The organism is Crocosphaera sp. (assembly GCF_030064895.1).
In the GTDB taxonomy this organism is placed as follows: domain Bacteria; phylum Cyanobacteriota; class Cyanobacteriia; order Cyanobacteriales; family Microcystaceae; genus Crocosphaera.
The window spans coordinates 1-19928 of record NZ_JASJEB010000055.1; the positions used below are offsets into that span (position 1 = coordinate 1).

25 protein-coding genes and 1 pseudogene are annotated in these 19928 nt (G+C 36.4%); 11 read left to right on the forward strand and 15 right to left on the reverse strand.

Annotated elements, in window-relative coordinates; translation table 11 throughout:
* Positions 1-149: 149 nt before the first annotated feature.
* Together QNJ66_RS13560 and QNJ66_RS13565 are read right to left on the reverse strand one after the other, a co-directional pair.
* Complete coding sequence (locus tag QNJ66_RS13560; RefSeq protein WP_300507781.1) at positions 150-434, reverse strand: hypothetical protein; 285 nt, start codon at positions 432-434, stop codon at positions 150-152.
* A 10-nt stretch (positions 435-444) separates the two neighbouring features.
* Positions 445-768, reverse strand: a complete 324-nt coding sequence (locus QNJ66_RS13565; RefSeq protein WP_300507783.1) for a hypothetical protein — start codon at positions 766-768, stop codon at positions 445-447.
* A 43-nt stretch (positions 769-811) separates the two neighbouring features.
* Here QNJ66_RS13565 and dndC point away from each other — a divergent pair, with 43 nt between their 5' ends.
* From dndC to QNJ66_RS13600, 7 genes are all read left to right on the forward strand, one after another.
* Positions 812-2428, forward strand: coding sequence for a DNA phosphorothioation system sulfurtransferase DndC (dndC, locus tag QNJ66_RS13570; protein ID WP_300507785.1), 1617 nt, complete (start codon positions 812-814; stop codon positions 2426-2428).
* Between the two features lie 232 nt (positions 2429-2660).
* Positions 2661-2912 (forward strand): nucleotidyltransferase domain-containing protein, encoded by a 252-nt coding sequence (locus tag QNJ66_RS13575; RefSeq protein WP_300507788.1) that lies wholly within the window; start codon positions 2661-2663, stop codon positions 2910-2912.
* A 36-nt stretch (positions 2913-2948) separates the two neighbouring features.
* The gene (locus QNJ66_RS13580) at positions 2949-3077 is read left to right on the forward strand and encodes a hypothetical protein (protein ID WP_300507791.1); all 129 of its coding nucleotides are present in this window, start codon (positions 2949-2951) and stop codon (positions 3075-3077) included.
* A gap of 147 nt (positions 3078-3224) precedes the next feature.
* Positions 3225-4898, forward strand: coding sequence for a bifunctional 3,4-dihydroxy-2-butanone-4-phosphate synthase/GTP cyclohydrolase II (ribBA, locus tag QNJ66_RS13585; RefSeq protein ID WP_300507794.1), 1674 nt, complete (start codon positions 3225-3227; stop codon positions 4896-4898).
* A 43-nt stretch (positions 4899-4941) separates the two neighbouring features.
* Entirely contained in the window at positions 4942-5313 is a 372-nt protein-coding gene (locus tag QNJ66_RS13590) for a glutathione S-transferase family protein (protein WP_300507797.1), read from the forward strand.
* A 72-nt stretch (positions 5314-5385) separates the two neighbouring features.
* Entirely contained in the window at positions 5386-5658 is a 273-nt protein-coding gene (locus QNJ66_RS13595; RefSeq protein WP_300507800.1) for a glutathione S-transferase C-terminal domain-containing protein, read from the forward strand.
* A gap of 43 nt (positions 5659-5701) precedes the next feature.
* Positions 5702-6796: a metallophosphoesterase gene (locus tag QNJ66_RS13600; protein ID WP_300507803.1), complete on the forward strand. Its 1095-nt coding sequence runs from the start codon at positions 5702-5704 to the stop codon at positions 6794-6796.
* 181 nt (positions 6797-6977) lie between these two features.
* Here QNJ66_RS13600 and atpC read toward each other — a convergent pair whose 3' ends face one another.
* The 4 genes from atpC to QNJ66_RS13620 all read right to left on the reverse strand — a co-directional run bounded on the left by atpC (position 6978) and on the right by QNJ66_RS13620 (position 10131).
* A complete protein-coding gene (atpC, locus tag QNJ66_RS13605) occupies positions 6978-7388 on the reverse strand; it encodes an ATP synthase F1 subunit epsilon (protein WP_300507805.1) in 411 nt (136 codons plus the stop codon).
* A gap of 83 nt (positions 7389-7471) precedes the next feature.
* Positions 7472-8923, reverse strand: a complete 1452-nt coding sequence (atpD, locus tag QNJ66_RS13610; RefSeq protein ID WP_300507808.1) for a F0F1 ATP synthase subunit beta — start codon at positions 8921-8923, stop codon at positions 7472-7474.
* 302 nt (positions 8924-9225) lie between these two features.
* The gene (locus QNJ66_RS13615; RefSeq protein ID WP_300507811.1) at positions 9226-9417 is read right to left on the reverse strand and encodes a hypothetical protein; all 192 of its coding nucleotides are present in this window, start codon (positions 9415-9417) and stop codon (positions 9226-9228) included.
* An 87-nt stretch (positions 9418-9504) separates the two neighbouring features.
* The gene (locus tag QNJ66_RS13620) at positions 9505-10131 is read right to left on the reverse strand and encodes a low-complexity tail membrane protein (RefSeq protein ID WP_300507813.1); all 627 of its coding nucleotides are present in this window, start codon (positions 10129-10131) and stop codon (positions 9505-9507) included.
* A gap of 26 nt (positions 10132-10157) precedes the next feature.
* Here QNJ66_RS13620 and QNJ66_RS13625 point away from each other — a divergent pair, with 26 nt between their 5' ends.
* Both QNJ66_RS13625 and QNJ66_RS13630 read left to right on the forward strand, forming a co-directional pair.
* Entirely contained in the window at positions 10158-10631 is a 474-nt protein-coding gene (locus QNJ66_RS13625) for a hypothetical protein (RefSeq protein ID WP_300507814.1), read from the forward strand.
* Positions 10632-10963: 332 nt separating this feature from the next.
* Positions 10964-11587 (forward strand): 4Fe-4S single cluster domain-containing protein, encoded by a 624-nt coding sequence (locus QNJ66_RS13630; protein WP_300507816.1) that lies wholly within the window; start codon positions 10964-10966, stop codon positions 11585-11587.
* 207 nt (positions 11588-11794) lie between these two features.
* Here the strand turns inward: QNJ66_RS13630 and QNJ66_RS13635 are convergent, their stop codons facing one another.
* The 5 genes from QNJ66_RS13635 to QNJ66_RS13655 form a co-directional block, all read right to left on the reverse strand.
* Entirely contained in the window at positions 11795-12361 is a 567-nt protein-coding gene (locus tag QNJ66_RS13635; RefSeq protein ID WP_300507817.1) for a hypothetical protein, read from the reverse strand.
* Positions 12361-13746: an AAA family ATPase gene (locus tag QNJ66_RS13640; RefSeq protein ID WP_300507818.1), complete on the reverse strand. Its 1386-nt coding sequence runs from the start codon at positions 13744-13746 to the stop codon at positions 12361-12363. The genes QNJ66_RS13635 and QNJ66_RS13640 overlap by 1 nt, the downstream gene beginning before the upstream one ends.
* Positions 13747-14046: 300 nt before the next feature.
* On the reverse strand, positions 14047-16308 hold the full coding sequence (locus tag QNJ66_RS13645; RefSeq protein ID WP_300507820.1) for an FdhF/YdeP family oxidoreductase: 2262 nt from the start codon (positions 16306-16308) through the stop codon (positions 14047-14049).
* A 30-nt stretch (positions 16309-16338) separates the two neighbouring features.
* The gene (locus QNJ66_RS13650; RefSeq protein ID WP_300507822.1) at positions 16339-16635 is read right to left on the reverse strand and encodes a type II toxin-antitoxin system RelE/ParE family toxin; all 297 of its coding nucleotides are present in this window, start codon (positions 16633-16635) and stop codon (positions 16339-16341) included.
* Positions 16636-16643: 8 nt separating this feature from the next.
* The gene (locus QNJ66_RS13655; RefSeq protein WP_300507824.1) at positions 16644-16901 is read right to left on the reverse strand and encodes a type II toxin-antitoxin system ParD family antitoxin; all 258 of its coding nucleotides are present in this window, start codon (positions 16899-16901) and stop codon (positions 16644-16646) included.
* 275 nt (positions 16902-17176) lie between these two features.
* On the opposite strand from QNJ66_RS13655, the gene QNJ66_RS13660 reads away from it, so the two are divergent.
* Positions 17177-17668, forward strand: coding sequence for a hypothetical protein (locus QNJ66_RS13660; protein ID WP_300507826.1), 492 nt, complete (start codon positions 17177-17179; stop codon positions 17666-17668).
* Between the two features lie 94 nt (positions 17669-17762).
* On the forward strand, positions 17763-18167 hold the full coding sequence (locus QNJ66_RS13665) for a transcriptional regulator (protein ID WP_300507827.1): 405 nt from the start codon (positions 17763-17765) through the stop codon (positions 18165-18167).
* Positions 18168-18233: 66 nt separating this feature from the next.
* Here QNJ66_RS13665 and QNJ66_RS13670 read toward each other — a convergent pair.
* The 4 genes and pseudogenes from QNJ66_RS13670 to QNJ66_RS13685 all read right to left on the reverse strand — a co-directional run.
* A pseudogene (locus tag QNJ66_RS13670) lies at positions 18234-18386 on the reverse strand (type II toxin-antitoxin system PemK/MazF family toxin); the annotation flags it as partial.
* Positions 18387-18388: 2 nt separating this feature from the next.
* Positions 18389-18616, reverse strand: a complete 228-nt coding sequence (locus QNJ66_RS13675; RefSeq protein WP_300507831.1) for a hypothetical protein — start codon at positions 18614-18616, stop codon at positions 18389-18391.
* A gap of 79 nt (positions 18617-18695) precedes the next feature.
* The gene (locus QNJ66_RS13680; RefSeq protein WP_300507833.1) at positions 18696-19295 is read right to left on the reverse strand and encodes a Uma2 family endonuclease; all 600 of its coding nucleotides are present in this window, start codon (positions 19293-19295) and stop codon (positions 18696-18698) included.
* An 18-nt stretch (positions 19296-19313) separates the two neighbouring features.
* On the reverse strand, positions 19314-19925 hold the full coding sequence (locus QNJ66_RS13685) for an alpha/beta hydrolase (protein WP_300507835.1): 612 nt from the start codon (positions 19923-19925) through the stop codon (positions 19314-19316).
* Positions 19926-19928: the final 3 nt, after the last annotated feature.

Below are 19928 nucleotides of genomic sequence, written 5' to 3' on the forward strand. Positions count from 1 at the left end.
ATTTGAGAAGCTTGAAACCTTGAGAAAATAATACTTCTGACTTCTGACTTCTGACTTTTGACTTCCTTGTAGCGGCACTCAGCTTTCTCCTACAACTGCAGCGCGATCGAACAACCAATCATCCCTCACCAGTGCTTCTAGGTGTTGATTCAGTTGAGGTAGGACAAAATCTGGTTCGTTTCGCGCCAATACTTATCTATCAGTCCTTGGAGAAAGCGATCGCTACCATCGAGCCAGTGATAAAGTTTTTGTCCCGTTGTGACATAATCTTCAGGTAAGTAGGTATGGTAGCCTTCCTCTGCCTTTTTAACGAGGTCAGCAATTTCAGCGAGGGGAAGAGAGCGAGATTTGTACTGATTGGGGTTATCGACAAAAAAACGTAACTCGATATAATCTTCCCCTGCTGGTTTGAGGTCTAGGTGAAGGATTTTCACATATCTTTGGTCAATCGTCTAAAATTGCCTTTATTTGTTCTATAGTGGCATCTGCCAATAGCAAACGCTTTCCTGTTTTGCTCACTAGCAACACTTTGTCAATCTTTTTAACAGATTTGCCCTGTTTGTATTTCTGATACCAATTGTAAATTTTCTCCGCAATAGCAATGCTACCGCCGATAATACCGACGATCGCCCCGATAGTAGTTATAATCTCGCCCCTTTCAACTTCATCTACCCTCTGCCAATTTCCAGAGATTTGTGGGAGAGAGAATAACTCTTCACTAGCGGCGATCGCATCAGTTCCTTGAATTTCGATTTGAATATCTGCCATGACTGCAAAAGTCTAATATGTACAAATTTACTCGAAAATAACTATGACAGATATGCAGACATCACTCTTCCCATCCCGCACTGTGACCGAGTTAGTGGAAGATATACAAAACTTAACTCAAGAGATTCAGGATTTGTATTGTTTAGACGAGATCCCTTGGGTTGTAGGATATAGCGGAGGCAAGGATTCAACTGCAGTACTACAACTTGTTTGGAATGCGATCGCTACTCTTCCCCTAGAAAAGCGAACCAAAACAATCCACGTTATTACAACTGACACCTTAGTTGAAAACCCTATAGTGTCTGCCTGGGTAAGCAACTCCCTAAAGCGGATGAAATCGGCTGCACTAGAGCAAGGAATACCGATAGAACCTCATCTGCTTCATCCAGCAGTTAAAAACACATTCTGGGTGTGTTTAATCGGCAAAGGTTATCCAGCACCCAGAAACCAATTTCGTTGGTGTACTGAACGCATGAAAATTCAGCCTGCCAACCATTTTATAAGGGAAATGGTTCGCGCTCATGGTGAAACAATTCTGGTTCTGGGAACACGTAAAGCTGAAAGTGCTAAACGAGCTGCCACAATGGAAAAGCATCAAAAAAAGAGAGTACGCGATCGCCTCAGTCCTAATGCTAGCTTACCTAACTCTCTTATTTACACTCCTATCGAAGATTGGCGTACTGATGAAGTTTGGCTTTATTTGATGCAGTGGCAGAACCCTTGGGGAAATAACAACAAAGATTTATTCGCCATGTATCGGGGTGCAACCGCAGATAATGAATGTCCCTTAGTCATTGATACCTCTACCCCTAGCTGTGGAGATTCTCGCTTTGGCTGCTGGGTTTGCACTATGGTTAATCAGGATAAATCGATGGAGGCGATGATTCAGAATGACGAAGAGAAAGAGTGGTTACAGCCTCTACTAGATATCCGCAATGAATTAGATGTACAAGATGATCGTGATAAGAGGGACTTTCGGCGCATTTTTGGAAAAGTTCAACTCTTTGAACGCAACGTAGACGGCAAAACTTCCATCGAACCAATTCCAGGTCCCTATACGAAATACTGGCGGGAACATTGGTTAAGACGAGTTCTAGAAGCACAAGTTCAAGTCCGTTGCAACGCACCCGAAGAGATGAAAGATATCACCCTGATCACTCCAGAAGAATTAAGCGAAATTCGACGAATATGGTTAGAAGAAAAACACGAATTTGATGATAGTTTACCGCGCATTTATGAGGAAGTGACAGGAGAACCTTTTATTGATACTCGTCCAGGAGTGGGTCATAGTTTGTTAGGTAGTGATGAATGGGACATTTTATCCGATATTTGTGAAGAGGATACAATGCACTTGGAATTGATGGCTAAACTATTAGATACAGAAAGACAATTTTATACTAAATCTCGTCGTGTGGGTATCTATGGTGACTTGGAAAAATGCTTTGAAACCAGTTCCCGATCGCAAGATGATGCGATTGAAAATGCACACCAAAAACGCAACCTAAAAAATGCGATCGCTGATGAAGATATTGACAAAGTTAAACAGGAACTTAAAAAGACTCTCAACCCCGAAGAAAAACAACCCGAAAAACAACTTTCTTGGGGACAAATTAAATTTGGTCAACCCACTGAAAACACAGAAAATGAGGAAAATATATGATTAATTATTCCCTAAATCTTGATGTCATGGGTCAAAAATAAGGATAAAACACAGTTTTAAATCCCTATTGGGGTATGTTTGTAGGGACATAATACGGGAGCATCCCATTTTTGCAAAAAACTTATTCTTGGAGTTTGACGGGGAGACGGGGAGATGGGGAGACGGGGGGAAATTAATCAGATCAACTATTATCAATCAAGGACAATTTGCAACTTTGGGATGCTCCCAGAATATGAAACATTTAACAGCAGTTGAAAAGGAAGCAATTATTACTAAAGTTGTAGCTGCACAACTGGAGCAAAAGCAATTTTTATTAGATATGAAAGATAAACAAAAGCAAGGATTAATAATTGCAAAAAAATGTGCTAATTTTCTTGAATATAAATATGGAGTAACAAAATTTGTTTTATTCGGTTCTTTATTCAATTATGAGAAGATGAATAAGAATTCTGATATTGATATAGCTGTTTGGAACTTGCTATAGAAAGAATATTTTAATGCCGTAGGATTCTTATTAGAAATGTCTGAGGATTTTTCTATCTATTTAGTAGAAGCAGAGAAGGCAAAAACCTATATATTAGATGCTATTAACCAAGGAATTGAATTATGCGCTATAGGAGTAAAAAAATTAGTTAATACATTACTGTAAGGTCGCATTCTTAAAGATAATTCACTGTTAATTATTAATTATTAATTGTTAATTATTGAAGAACTTTATTAGGAATTTATATTCTATATTCTGAGAATTCGCTACAATCGAGGGTAAGAAAACTTACTCTGATTAAAATAATTACTTGTGTACTCCTCACAAACTATAATCCCTCAATTTGACTCCATTGACGCTGCTTTAACCGATATTAAAGCAGGCCGTGCCATCATTGTTGTAGATGACGAAAACCGTGAAAACGAAGGAGATATCATCTGCGCTGCTCAATTTGCCACCCCTAGTCTAATCAATTTTATGGCAGTAGAAGCACGGGGACTAATATGTTTAGCCATGAACGGACAACGGTTAGATGAGTTAGAACTGCCCTTGATGGTAACCAAAAACACCGATAGTAATCAAACCGCATTCACCGTCAGTATCGATGCGTCCCCCCATCTGGGAGTCTCTACTGGTATCTCCGCAGAAGATCGGGCCCGCACTATCCAAATCGCCATCAATCCTAACACTCAACCAGACGACTTAACCCGTCCCGGCCATATTTTCCCTATTCGCGCTAAAGTGGGAGGAGTTCTCAAACGTGCTGGCCACACAGAAGCTGCTGTGGACTTAGCCAGACTAGCTGGACTTTACCCGGCAGGAGTGATCTGTGAGATCCAAAACCCCAATGGTTCCATGGCCAGACTGCCCGAACTACTTGAATACGCGAAAAAACACGACCTAAAACTGATAACTATTGCCGATCTCATTAGTTATCGTCTGCGACACGATCGCTTTGTTTATCGAGAAACCGTCTGTAACTTACCCAGTCAGTTTGGCACATTCCAACTCTACGCTTATCGCAACGCTTTAGACGAAACAGAACACGTAGCCATTGTTAAAGGTGATCCCAGTCAGTTTAAAGACCATCCTGTAATGGTACGAGTGCATTCAGAATGTTTAACTGGGGATGGTTTAGGGTCCCTCAGATGTGACTGTCGGATGCAGCTACAAACGGCCTTACAAATGATAGAAAAAGAAGGGTCGGGGGTTGTAGTGTATCTCAGGCAAGAAGGACGAGGAATAGGGTTAATTAATAAGTTAAAAGCCTATTCTTTGCAAGATATGGGACTAGATACCGTAGAAGCAAACGAAAAATTAGGGTTTCCTGCGGACTTAAGAGACTACGGAATGGGGGCTCAAATTTTGAATGATTTAGGAGTGAAAAAAATCAAATTAGTTACCAATAACCCCCGAAAAATTGCTGGTTTAAAAGGCTATGGTTTAGAGGTAGTAGAACGGGTTCCCTTGTTAATTGAACCCAATAATTATAACTCCAGTTATTTATCCACAAAAGCCGAAAAGTTGGGACATTTATTCCTGCGAACCTTTTTAATTACCATTGCTATTGACTGGGAAAAGGAACCAGTAACAATAACCGAAAGATACGAAAATTTGCAACAAATACGAGAACTTAGTCGGTCTATGCAATTATTATTACAAGAAGAAACAAGACCGGTAGCGACCGCCTTATTTGAACAACCGTCTTTAATCTTTCATCTAGGATTTGAACAACTACAAATGGTAGATAAAAACTGGTATAAAAGTAGGAACCATCCCTACGGAAAAGCTATCATTAATATTGTAGATAATCTAGTTACTTGGCCAAATATTAAACGCCTAGCATTTTTAATTTCTTCAGGAGATGATCCTATGTCAGGACTACAAGTTAAATTAGAGCGTCGTCCTTTTTCTTTAAAGAAAAAACCCTCTCAATGTACCCTTCCTTGGGAACGACAAACTATTTATAGTTTTACCAATCAATAGGAGTTATCGATTAATCTAATCTTGTTATACATAGGTGTTTTTAATGAGTTGCACATTATACTATCATCCTCTATCTAATTTTTCCAGAAAAATTCGTATTCTTTTACTTGAGAAAAATATAGATCATGAATTGCACGAAATTAACTTAAGGTTTAAACCTGATTTCTTTTTAAAACTTTCTCCCATTGGGAAAGTTCCTGTCTTAAAAGACGAAGATGGAACTGTAATTTGGGATTCTTCATTGATTGCTGAGTATTTAGAAGAAAAGTATCCCAACCCAATGTTTTACCCCAAAAATTTTCAAGAACGTTTTCACTGTCGAAAATGGGAGGAATTAGCAGATATAGCAGTCGCCAAAGCTATTAGGACATTTTTCTGTTCCCTGTTCCCTGTTCCCTGTTCCCTTAAAATATAATTTATGTGTCCTAACTAGCCTGTCTATTGCTATACTTTAGGAGATAATATCATTAGTTTCTGGATACAGGGTTTGATAAATAAGGATGAACCAACAATCTATCAATCACTTTTAAAACAAAGCATTGATCGTCTGATTCCTGTGTTTGAAGAACAACTAAGTCAAACGGAGTATTTATTAGGAGGAGACACTTGGTCAATGGCTGATATTTCTGCTCTTTGTTCTTTCGGTTATCATGATTTACGCATTAATCAAGATTGGAAAAAAACCTATCCTTATCTTAAATCTTGGTTCATAAAATTACATACTATTGACTCAGTAAAATCAACAATTCCATGTCAATAAAAAATAAAATCAAAAATTATTCTTGTATTCAATTAACAATCTAATGCTTTATAATCGTCGTAAATTTTTAATACTTACAGGTGGATTGGTTGGGATTGGGTTTTCTAAAATAGGAAATCAATTATTAAATCAATCTCAACCTGATTTATCTGAAAAAGTAATAGCTGAAACTCCTAAAATAGTAGGAATAAATCAACCTATTGCTGTTGCTCCAGAGGGATTATTTGCCCCAGTAAAAGGAGATGTTAGAATCCTTATTATTAGTGATTTAAACAGTCAATATGGCTCAACAGATTATGATCCAGAAGTAGATAAAGCCATAGCTTTAACTCCTCAATGGAAACCAGATTTATTTCTATGTGGAGGGGACATGGTAGCTGGACAAAAACGTTCATTAACCAAACAACAAATAGAGGCCATGTGGGCTGCATTTGATGTTCATGTTGCTGCCCCTTTAAGACAAGCAAATATCCCCTTTGGGTTCACTATTGGTAATCATGATGGGTCCGGTTCTATTAGTAGGGGAAAATATACCTTTGAACAGGAAAGAAACCTTGCTTCTGCCTATTGGAATAACCCCAACCATAACCCAGGATTAAACTTTATTGATAAGACTAATTTTCCCTTTTATTATAGTTTTCAACAACAAGATATTTTTTACTTAGTTTGGGATGCTTCCACCCATATTATTGACCAAAAACAACTCACTTGGGTAGAAAATAGTTTAAATAGTTCACCAGCAAAACAAGCTAAACTACGCGTAGCTATTGGCCATCTTCCTCTATACCCTATTGCCGTCGGCAGAAATACTCCAGGAAACTATCTGGCAGAAGGAGAAAAACTGCAAAGTCTCCTAGAAAAATACAATGTGCATACTTATATTAGTGGACATCATCATGCCTATTATCCAGGTAAAAAAGGTCAATTAGAATTACTTTATAGTGGGTCATTAGGAGGAGGTCCCCGTAAACTCTTAAATAGTAACTTACCTCCCCAAAAAACCCTAACTGTTGTTGATATTTCTCTCGACTCCAAGGAAACTATCTATACAACCTATAATATGAAAACTTTAGAAGTAATTAATATCCAAACTTTACCCAAATATATTGATAAAATTAGAAGAAAAGATTTATCTTGACCAAACATTGAACATTGAACATTGAACATTTTGGTTTCAAGCCTACTTCCAAACGAATGATAAATGATAAATGTTAAATGATAAATGAAATGACCAGGAAAAATACTGAAAGTTTTAAACAAAACTAAAGAAATGAGATAATACTTGGAGACAGAAAAACATTCTGTCTCCAAACGGAAAGTTAAACCAGGCCACCAGTGGCTTGAAGACGCGCTCTAGCGCGTTTAAACGCTCTAGTTGCTTTCATTTTTTCCGAAAGGTCTTCACCCTTACTAGCTTCTTCTAAACGGGTTTGAGCCGCATTATAATCTGCTTTAGCCTGTTCTTTGTCAATATCATCTGCGGCTTCAGCAGAGTTAACCAAGACTTGAATTTCATCTTGTTCCACTTCTGCAAAGCCACCCATAACGGCGATACTCTTCCAGTCTTTATCAGGACGAACACGCATCACCCCTGTATCCAAAGCAGTTAAAAGAGGAGCGTGACCGCTTAAAATCCCTAATTGGCCGGAGGTACTAGGTAAGATGGCTTCTTCAACTTCACCATCCCAAACGGTTTTATCCGGGGTAATTACACGAACTGTTAATGGCATATCAGTAATTGATTATCGGTGATTAGTATCCAGTAGAGGGGAACCTTGGTACACCTCTACCAGCAATGCAAACAAAACAAAACTTATGCTTGTTTTAATTTTTCAGCTTTAGCTTTAGCTTCGTTGATATCTCCCACTAAGTAAAAAGCTTGTTCGGGAAGATCATCTAATTCTCCATCGAGAATCATTTGGAAACCTTTGATGGTATCTGCTAAAGACACATATTTACCAGGAGAACCAGTAAATACTTCTGCTACGAAGAAGGGTTGAGATAAGAAACGCTCGATCTTACGGGCGCGATCAACGGTACGACGATCATCTTCTGATAATTCATCTAATCCGAGAATAGCGATAATATCCTGTAACTCTTTGTAGCGTTGTAGGGTAGATTGTACAGCACGGGCAGTATCGTAGTGTTCTTCCCCAACAATACTGGGCTGTAACATGGTGCTAGTGGAATCTAGGGGATCAACCGCAGGATAAATCCCTTTAGAAGCCAAACCACGGGATAATACAGTGGTTCCGTCTAAGTGAGCGAAGGTAGTAGCAGGAGCGGGATCGGTTAAGTCATCCGCAGGGACATAAACCGCCTGAATGGAGGTAATAGAGCCTTCTTTGGTAGAAGTAATCCGTTCTTGTAAGTCTCCTACGTCGGTACCTAGAGTGGGTTGATATCCCACAGCAGAAGGCATCCTTCCTAAGAGTGCAGACACCTCAGAACCAGCTTGAACGAAACGGAAAATATTATCAACAAATAACAATACGTCTTGCTTGTTGACATCACGAAAGTATTCCGCCATGGTCAAACCAGATAAACCTACCCGCATTCTCGCTCCGGGGGGTTCGTTCATTTGTCCGTAAACTAGGGCAATTTTCGATTCTGATAGGTTCTCGGGGTTAATTACCTTAGATTCGATCATTTCGTTGTAGAGGTCATTTCCTTCGCGAGTTCTTTCTCCTACTCCAGCGAAAACGGATACACCCCCGTGTTGGATGGCGATGTTGTTGATCAACTCCATCATAATAACGGTTTTACCCACACCTGCTCCGCCAAACAAGCCAATTTTTCCACCTTGACGATAGGGGGTGAGTAGATCGATAACCTTGATACCTGTTTCAAATACTTTAGGTTTGGTTTCTAAGTCGGTTAATTTAGGCGCAGGACGGTGGATAGGGGAGGTTTCTTCGTTACCCACGTCTCCCTGTTCATCTACAGGTTCCCCTAAAACGTTAAAAATACGTCCCAAGGTGGCTTTTCCTACTGGAACGCTGATGGGCGCGCCTGTATCAACAATTTCCATACCTCTGACTAAACCATCGGTCCCACTCATAGCAACGGCGCGGACTTGGTTATCACCGAGTAACTGTTGCACTTCACAGGTAACGGAAACGGTGTCTCCTGCGGAGTTTTGGCCTTCTACTTTGAGGGCGTTATAAATACGAGGTAAATTACCACTGGGAAATTCAGCATCGACTACAGGACCGATGATTTGAGTAATTTTACCAACGCTTGTTTTTTGTGTTGTAGCTACCATGCTTATCTTTGATGTTTGGGGATTAACTTATTAATTTGGCTAAGCGAGAATGTTTAAACCCTTGGCAACGCAGCAGTTGAGCTTATCGAAGCTCAGGTTTAACATCGAGCAAGGTCGAGATGTTTATGGTTGTTTTTGCCACCCTATAGATTACCACTTCTCGGTCATCGGGGAAACGGTTGGGTTAGGTTTTGTTATAGTCTCTGGTTGGTTGCATCGGCCAAAATCTGTTGGCTCAATTGATATTAAAGTGTCATCTAAAAATTTTAAAAAATGAGGGCAGAAAGCCCTCCCTCATAAGCTTAATAGGCTAAGGTTTCCAAGGTTTCTCTGAGATAAGAGCGAACCTGTTGATCGAGGGATTTTACATCGGTGTCTGTTTCTTGTTGTGCTTGCCATTCTTGAAACCCTGAACAGTCGGCGATCGCCTGTTGCAAACTTTGCCAAACGGCTGCTTCTTCTTGTTGGTTTCCTGTCATGGTTGAGTTGGTCATTGTTTTATGTTTCTATGATTTCATCAGCTTTTAGCATAACTCAAGTCTTTTCTTTGTGCTGATATTTTGAACACAATTCTGAAAAAATCATGAAGTTTCTTTCTTCAGATTTGAGGCTGGATCAAGACTGGGAATCAAAAAGATTTTACTTACTCTTAAGCCGATTACTGTAAAGTGGTTGGTGACTTGATTGGAGGGAATGGCTTCTGTTGCTAACCAGGTTTTTTCTGAGGTCAATAACACCCCTAAAACACTAACGGAAACTTGTACCACTAGGTTACAAAAGAAGAAGCCAACAGCAGCGATTATTAATCCTACGATTCGCCACTGTGGTAACATAGATGCGGTGACGGCTGCGAAGGGAGCTAATTGATAGATTAACCAACCTACTCCTAATAATCCTATGGCTGCGATTCCATGAAAAATTTTGTTTTTTCTGGCTTTCAACAGTCTTAAAATTTTTCGTTGTTCTTCTGTTAAACTATTTGGTCTAACGGATAGGAAAAGAACACAAAACAAGTCTAAAGGTTTTGTCCATTGCATCCAAAGAATAGGTATTACTCCAAGTATACCAACTATCACTAATTCTAGCCAATAGAATGACCAGGGATCACTCACGGCTAATCCTATCCAAACTATAACTAATAACAGAGGCGCAAGGGCTAAACCGGCTAAATGAATCCACAAAAATGGTTCTAGACGAAAGTTATTCATAAACTCAAAAATAGTCATTAATTCTTATGATTATGATAGCAAATTTTACTTCATATTTACCTTTCAAGAAACAAGACTTAATCAAGGCATTATTGCTACTCTTTTTTTCTTTTCTTTTAACCTCTTGTCAAAGCAAGGCGGTTCCTTTAGAATTTGCCCCTGATGGGAAAATTGTCCAAGAAGCGATCACTTTACAACTGGAACAGCGATTAAACCCTTTAAGTGAACAGTTAAAAACAACAAAACCTCGTTTAAATATTAATAATATTAATGTTCAAAAAATAGACCCTGTTACTATTGGTGATTTAGCCAGTTATCATTTAACAGGAACCTATAATCTAAAACTGATTTTACCTCGTCAAGAAATTAAACAAACTAAAAATAACTTTGATATTTATCTTCAACGACAAGCAGAAGGAAAAACTTGGCGACTGCTTAGTAAAGACAATAAAACATCTACTGAAGAATCTTCTTGGAGAAGCTATTTAATTAAACTGTAACTATTTCTGGACAGTTTTATTAACAATTTTCTTTTGTTTTGTGATGATTATTGTATTTAAGTAAAAAAATGAGTTATAGAGTTTCTCGGACTCAATATGTACACCTAATATCTAACTCCGAACTCCGAACTCCGAACTCCTAAAACTTCCAAAGGGTAGAAAAAGCGAAAATTTAAAAAAATCTAATAATTTTTTACTGATTCTTATTTCAAAACTAGAATAGAAAAACTAGACATTATGATTAGGAAATTAAGCAGATTCCTCATCCTTCGGAATGACAACGAAGTAAAACAGCCATATAACAAGTTTTTGTAATTATTAGGAGAAAACTGATGAAAGTCAAAAAAAATCCCTATTTAGAACAAACAGAAATTCCCCCTGGACACCTAAATATTATGGGTTATGTTGACCAATCAAATGTAAATGGGCCTGGTTGTCGTGCTGTTATTTGGGTGCAAGGATGCTCACGAGAATGTCCTGGATGTTTTAATGTGGAGTCTTGGTCATTTGATGTTAATCAATTAATGTCAGTAGATGAATTAGTGGAAAAAATAATCAGTAATCCTCTCAATGAAGGTGTTACTTTTTCTGGTGGGGAACCGTTTTGGCAAGCTCAAGAATTAGCTAATTTAGCACTTAAAATTAAGGCTAAAGGACTCAATGTAATGTCATTTACTGGGTTTACTTTAGAACAATTACAAGCTAATTCTGCCCCTATTGGTTCAATGGATTTATTGGCGCAACTTGATATTTTAGTTGATGGTGCTTATCTTGAAGCTTATGCTGTAAATTCCCCAACTTCTCATGTTTCTTCTAGTAATCAACGAGTTCATGTTTTTAATCATTCTCTTAAAGATCGTATAAATTGGGCAAGCGATCAAACGGAAATACATATTCTTAAAGATGGTAGTCGTCTGATTACTGGTTATTTGGGAACAGCAATTTTTTCTGATTAATAATGATTTTGGTGGGTTACTATGGATTACAAATTAATTGGTTAGTTTCATAATTTATCCCCATCTAATCCACCCTAAAATCTAATCTGGTTTTTTAACAACAGTATTAGATAAGTTTTGATATTTTGTAATAAATTTCTTGTCAATAGAGGATAACAAAACGGTTATAATAATGTTATGCCGTTAAAACAGATAAATGAAGCATATTTACGATAATTTCCCAATTAATCTGTTAAATTCTAAAGGTTTTTTACCACTAATTTTTAACATATTTTCTGGAGTATCATGAATTTTAGGTTGTTTTTTTTCTCTGGTTGGCATCTTGTTTAGTTGAATATTTTTAACACTAATAAAACGATATTTATATCCATTAAGAAAATTAGATTCTCCCCAAAACGACTTACCAATCTTTTGACAATAATACACAAAACATTCTGCACCTTTAAGTTGTTGAATTACCTCTTTGTTATCAGCTTTACCTGCTTTCATCTCAATAATAACAATAAATTTTCGCTTATTTTTATGAGAAATAATAATATAATCAGCCCTTTTACACTCTCCTTTCTTTCCCTGAAAGATTGTTTTAGGTGCCTCAATTTTGTCTGCATTAATAACAATAGTATTTTCAGAAATATTTCTAATAATTATTTCATAATCACCTTGAGGTTCAGGTAAAATAACTTGCTTTTTTCCATAATTATCTATCAATTTAATTCTTGCTTCATCTTCAATCATTTCATCAAGAATATTCAAATCATCGGAACTATATACCATTATTCCTCTCCCCAGATGATTTCTTCTTGAATACGGTTCATTGTGTCAATTGCTGTATCAAAACTGGGAACCTCAATTCCTAAATCTGGGGTAATATTTGCTTCTGTAATAGTGTTACAATTAGTTCTTCTTTTATTACCTTCTAATAAAGTTAATGTACTTTCAGCTACATAAACTTTAACTTGATTAGTTGTTAAAAGTTCTTCTTTTATATAACCCTCTTTTTCGGCAATTTCTTGAAGATAAGGTTGATCTTGATTCAGCATAATAAGGGTGTTTAATTCTTTGATAATGTAATCGCTATGAGTGGTAATAAAAATTTTAATACCAAGGTTAACTAACCTTGCTAATAGTCGTGCAACTCTTCTTTGATTTTCTGGATGTAAATTTAATTCTGGTTCATCTATGATTAATAAGTCTCCTTTTTGTGCTTGGTGTTTAATATAAAATCCAATATCTAATAAAGAACGAACTGCGCTAGAACTTTCATCCATTGAAAGTCTTGTTTTTTTACCTTTTGGAACATAATAAAGTTCATCTGTTGGGGTAACTAAATAACTTCCTCCTATGATATCTGTAAAATCTTCAATTAATTCAGGGTATTCATTAAAAATAAAACTTTTTTGCTTGGCAATTGATTCTATTTTTCTGGTAAATTCTACATTACTTTTTATGGGTAAAGCATAATCGTCATAACCTTGTGATAAAAGTTCTAGGGGATTAATATCTTTATCCGTTTGACTAATTTCTTCAAGTAAGCGGTTACGAGCAAAATTGAGTTCTTTTCGGAAAATTGCTGTTCCTGTTCTTTCTGCACTAGCAATAAAAGGACTAGGAAAAAAAGGATAAAAAACAATATCTTTAATAGCATCACTAATGATTCTCTTAATAAGTTCTCTTGGTAATCCAATATTTTTATCTTCTGATAATAAATTTATAATCAAATTTGTATCATCATTATTTTTAGAAATAAAAAATAGTTTTGTAGTTCCTGTACTAATAGATTGTCTATAACCTTGAGCTAATTTGTTGTCTTTGACATCAAGTTCAATTGTAAATTCTGTTTGTTTAAAATAGTCTTCTGATGAGCCAAAAACTCTTGGTAATAATTGGGTATAGTTTTCGCAAGTTTCTCCTATAATTGTATTAATATTCTCCAAATATTCTAACAAGTTAATTGTAATTGTTCCTTTGTCTAATAAAGTTTTTACTTGTTCATCACTAATGTCAATATAAAATACTTCTTTCCACAATTTAAGAAAACCAAATAAGGCATAAGTTGCGTAAGTTTTTCCTGTATTATTTCCACCACAAATAATCGTTAGATTACCTAACGAAAACTCTGCTTGTTTTAGAACTCCAAGGTTTTTTACTTTTACCTTCAATCGGTTGCTCCTTTTGGTCTTAGCCTCAAGTATTTGATTCTAAATCATTTTGACCTTAAGGTACAGCATCAAGCAAGACAAAGAACCTATTTCTCCAATTAACTTAATACAATGATTAATGAATAGGGGTTGACAAGTTTCGCCCCGTAGCCGTAAAATACTGAAAGTAAGCTTCATAATGGAAATCTGTGCAATTTTAAAATTTTAGTCAATATTTCCATCATGAGACATATATCATTAAAATGATAATATGAAGACAGTGAGTTTGTCAAGGCGAAAAAATTAATTTCTTTGTACTATTCAGCCAACAGAGTAAACCAAGACGGGGACTCTTTTATAAGCAGGAGTTTGCGATCGCTTATCGAGATGTGCTTTCATCAAGATATTAGCTTCAGGATAGAACATTAAAGCTGCACCTTGTTTAATTTCACCGCAAATAATCTCAATATTGTGCAATTTTCCCCCATCTCCTGCCACTGTTACCCGTTGATGCTCATTTAAACCTGCTTTTTCTACATCAGCAGCATTCATTAAGATACAATAACGGTGAGGCATATTGCGATAGGGATCATCGTTGCGATAGACTACCGTATTATGTTGACGATAACTGCGTCCGGTAATTAAAGCAACCACCACCCCTGAAAACGGTTGAGAAACGCCAAACTCTTGGGGTTGGGGTAAAGTAATGGTAGGTAAAGGAGTTTCCTGCATGATCGCTTTACCTGACGCTGTGGGAAACTTTGGTTCAGTAAAAATGCGTCCTGAAATAGTAAATTCTTCTTGAGTTTCGTCTATGTCTGCAATTTTCTCGTAACCCGGAATGGTTTCAGAAATAAGTTTTCGCACATAACGAGTATCTTGTAACTTGCGCCAGTTTACGGGATCATCTCCTAAGAGACGATGGGCTAATTCTGTGATAAAGTCTATTTCAGAAACAAGATCGGCATTTTTCAGGTGAGTTTTCCCTTCATCATTCAACCTAACAAAATTATTCCCCGACTCAACAGTAGTTTTATGGGGGTTTTCAAACCTTGCATACACAGGAAGAATAATAGTATTTTCTGCTGCGAGGCCATGAAAATGTCCTAAGTTGGGTTTCGTAGAAAGATAGATAACCGTTTCTATGTTACCTAAAGCGCGTTTTGCCTGGGTTAAGTCAGGGTTAGCTGCATAAAGATTTCCTCCCAAACATAACAAAGTATCCACCTTGTTGTCATCTGCTGCATCTATCAGCGATCGCGCGTCATATCCTGGAGTACGATTAAGCGATCGCCCTAATAACCTTTCTAATGCTTCTTGGATCTCTTTTTTGAGGTTGTTGGTGACTCCCATCGATCCGAAACCCTGTACATTAGAATGGCCACGAATAGGCATTAACCCTGCACCTAATTTTCCCACATTTGCGGTCATTAATGCTGTGTTAGCAATACTAAAAATAGTTTCCACACCGTGTAACTGTTGCGTCACACCCATGGCCCAAGCAAAAACAACACCTTTTGCATTGCTGATGAGAGTTGCAGCAGTTTCTATGTCTTGTTTGGAAACACCACAAGTATCTGTTATAGACTCCCAGGAAGTTGCTTGAGACTGTTGTAGAATTTTCTGCCAATTTTCCGTATAATTTTGCAAGAAATCTTGTTTAACTAACCCTCTTTCTATTAAAGACTTTTGTATCCCTACAAAGATAGCGAGATCGCTACCCGGATCAGGTTTTAGGAATAAAGATGCAATATTCGATCCTGAGAGGAGAGACTTAACGGGAAATGCAGGAGATGCGAACTTTTTTAACCCTATTTCTTCCACGGGGTTAATAACAATAACTGTCCCTCCGCGATCGCGTATTTTAATTAATTCATTCATCAAACGAGGGTGGTTTGCTGGTGCATTGGAACCAACCAAAACCACGCATTCTGACGCTTTTAAGCTTTCCAAACTGACTAAAGATGTCCCTGTCCCAAACACCGTTTTTAACCCTACTGCTGAGGCACGATGGCACAAATCAGAACAATCTGCTAAGTTATTAGAGCCAAGCGATCGCATCATCAATTGTAGGAGATAAGCTGCTTCGTTAGAGGAACGTCCGGAACTATAGGAAGCAATGCGATCAGACGGTTTCTTAAATGCTGTTTCAACTAAGGTATAAACTTCATCCCAACTAATGGGTTGATAATGGCTGTCCCCTTTGCGTAGAATAACAGGGAATGTTAAACGGCCCAGTCTATCTGCTTCTTGTGAGGTTAACTGTTGTAAGTCTGTGAGGGAATATTCTTCAAAGAAATGGGGTGTTATTCCTGGTTGTAACTCCGATGATATTGCTTCGACACTTTTAACACACCGTTGTAGGGTTTCTCCGACTTCATTACTAAACCCACCTTTTTGTCCACCGGTTCCCCACGCGCAAGATAAACAAGCACTTTTGTGAAATAGGGTTTTCCAGAGTTGCACCCCATCAGCAGAAAGAGTGTAGTTGGCCCAGTCTTCTATTAAGGGTAAACCACCACCCATTTTTTTGCCAGGGTGGGGGGTTAAGGGGTTGTTGTCGGGTTGGTTAGGGTTGTCCATATTAATTAGTTAACTATCTAAACATCAAAATTAATCCTCTGTTAACAAAGAATTTAGATCCCGATAAGCACTAAGAAGTCTAATAATTTCTATACCATTATCAATAATACGATAAAAAACAATATAGTTGTCCAATGGAACACCTCGTAAAGAAGGTTGAAACTCTGAATAACTTCGTCCCATTTTAGGAAACTGTTTTAACTTGTTGCATTTTTTCTCAAATTCTAGGACAAAACGTTCTCCTGCATCAACGCTAACTTGAGCAAAATAGTCAAAAATATCATCTAAGTCTCGACTTGCTTCTGGAGAAATAATACAAATAGTCATGACTTTTTCTAGTGTAAGTTATTGATTTTATTTTTTAAGCGATTAATTACTATTTCACTGTCTATTCCTTGTCCTGCATCTAATTGTTCGATTCCAATATTTAATTTTCTTTGAGTTTCTTTAATCCATTGTTGATAGTTTTTATCTTTTTGTTGTAGTAATAACAATGCTTCGGTAATAATTTCATCAATATTATTATATTGTCCACTATTTAGTTTTTCTTGGATAAATGTTTCTTGCTCTTGTTTCAGGGTAATGTTAATCATGTTTAAATTTGATATAAGTTCAGTTATTGATCAATTATAGATGATTTAGGGTTGGGGTGATTGGGATATAGATTAGGGTTTAATACCATTAAACCCCTACAATACAGTTATAAATGTGCGCTCTCGAAGAGATACGCTTTGCGGTGCGCTTACTTATTTCTAGTTTAACTTAAGAAACAATATCTACTAGTCAATTATACATTTCCTCTCAAGATATTGTATGTTATACTGTTTGCCAATTAACACTAAATTATTCAATGACAAAATAAACTATCATGAAAAATGTTTTTACTCTCGCTTTAATTAGCTATTTTACATTTCCTGTATTTAATAATGTTAAACCATTTCATGCTCAATCTAGTTGTCAAGCAACTATTAATTCAGTAGTTAATGATATTAAATCTAAAGGAGTTCGCACTGTTTTAATAAAAGAAGATCAAGTCTCTGAATACTATACAAATAATCCGACTAATAGAAATACAGAGTTATGGTTAATAATGGGTTCTCGTAATAGAAATTATACTAATTTTGATCAAAGAAGTTCGACAATAATAAGTAATATAATGCACTCAAAAGTTTTGATGAAAAATTATTCAGATAGAATAGTCTCTAACTGTAGTCAGTATGCTGTAGTATCTATTAGTGAAGAAGCATCAGATTGGACAGAACAATACGCTCTTCAGCCTAATGGTAAAACAAAATTAAGAACTTGTGTTAAAGCTGGTTCTGGTGTTCAATTAACTTGGAACCAAAGGATTTGTGTATAAAATATTGACCAGAGTAGATGGGGTTTAATAAGATTAAAACCCTACGATAGTGTATAATGGGGGGTATCAAAATAAAAACAGTTTAGCTAAAAATATGTATAGTCAAAAAGAATATATTGAACTTTTAAAACAGTTTCCTCCTCGTCCAATAAAATCAGAGAAAGATTTAGAAGCAACTCAAGAAATAGTCAATCAGTTATTAGATAAAAACCAATTAACGGAAGAAGAGTCAGACTATTTAGATGTGTTAGGGATGCTGATATATGAATACGAAAAAGACTTAGATATAGTTCCTAATATTTATGGAGTTGAGTTATTAAAGATTTTGTTAGAGGAAAGAAACTTAAAACAAAAAGATTTAGTCTCTATTTTCAAAACAGAATCCATTATTTCTGATGTACTCAATGAGAAAAGGAAATTAACCACTAGACATATTCAAGAGTTAGCTGAGTTTTTTAATCTGTCTCCTGCTGTGTTTTTTCCTCATTCATCGGTTTAATTATTTAACTTATTTATGAAAGTTATTTTTTAAGCGATTAATTACTATTTCGCTGTCTATTCCTTAGTTTGTTGTTAAAGCACAAACAATAACAGTTCCAATTTTTGACTGATTAAGAATGTTGTTTTGAACAACGACACAGGGACGAAGATAAGCAGGTTCAGATCCGATAGGTTGTCCTAAATCAATCCAATCAATTTCTCCTTGAAAAATTGTCATAATTATTCAGATAATTTACCCTGATGACATCGCATTGCTTCTAACATTTCAATTTCTGATTGATCTAAACCATCACTATAAGCATCATCCCAACTTTTCATTAATTCTGTCCCTGCTTTTGACTCCATTAATGGCAATTGTTCACTTACTTTTTTTAATAACCATTTTTTATCCTCAACTGAATAACTACGCAGTTTTTTTTCAATATCCATAACTTGATACGATGGCATTTCATTAACTCCTATTCTTCAATGGTTTAACTTTCACTCATTATAACATAATCAATATATTTTTTAAGACTACCAGTTTCTAAATAATTGTCAAAAAATCCCTTTTGATAAGCAAAGGACTTTCAGTCATCCCTCGGTTAACATATTTTATAAAAGATGCTGACTCAATACGAGAAAGTATCTTGCTAGATTCAATGACAATATAACTATTTTGCTGCAAATAATAGAAAGTAATCTTATTATTTTTCCAAACCCATAATTCCGGAATACCAATCTTTTGATAACTTGATTTTAAGATTTCAATATCACCACTACTAAATATTACTTCAACGACTAAATCTGGTAAATCTTTGTCACAATTAAAAGCATAAGCAATATCGGGTTCTCTTCCTGTTTGTCCCGATACATTTAATCTTGTCTGTCCAAAAGGGAAATCTTGAATTTCGTACTTTTCACAGTAAGCAATAATTAACCGGTTAATAACCTCAGAAATTCTTTCATGATTTCGTCCTGGGGACACAATAGTTATTTCTCCATTAAAATAGGAAACTCGATAACCTGAATATTCTTGAGAGTCAAATTTTTGATAATCTGACCAGTTTGCACCAGTAATAGTTAGTATCTGATCTTCCTGAGTAAATTTATCACGATTTAAGGGTAAATTAGCTGTAATTAACATAAATTTTATGGAGACAGATTAACGAGTATTAGCTTTAATAAATGTCTCAAAAATAGGCAAAACCATAGGAGGAATTTCATGACCCATAGCCAACTCATGATACTCAATCTTAGCATCGATCGCAGTTAATTCATCCCTAGCTTTTTGCGCCATTTCTACAGGGACAACCTGATCATTTTTACCATGAATAATCAAAATAGGAGGAAGAGGAAAAGCTAACTTTTGCGGTTGAAACTGTAAATAACCACTCAAACTACAAACACCTGCTAAGGGTAAATTAATCCCTACATCCAGAGACATTGCACCCCCTTGAGAAAACCCACTTAAAATAGTACGAGATAAGGGAATACCTGTATCTGCTTCGAGAGAAATCAACCAATTTTTTAACAGTTGATGACTTTCTTCTATTCCTTCGTATTTGCCAGTTTCTAGCGCGTACCAAGCAAGTCCTCCAGGTACTTGTGGATGAGAAAAAGGCGCATTGGGAAACAATAATTGATAGTCAGGAAGGGTTAACATAGAAGATAATGGGGCTAAATCTTCGGCATTTGCTCCCCAACCATGTAACATGACTAAAAGATATTTTGGCTCGCTATTTTGTGGTTTAATAGAAATGGCTTCTAAAGACATAAA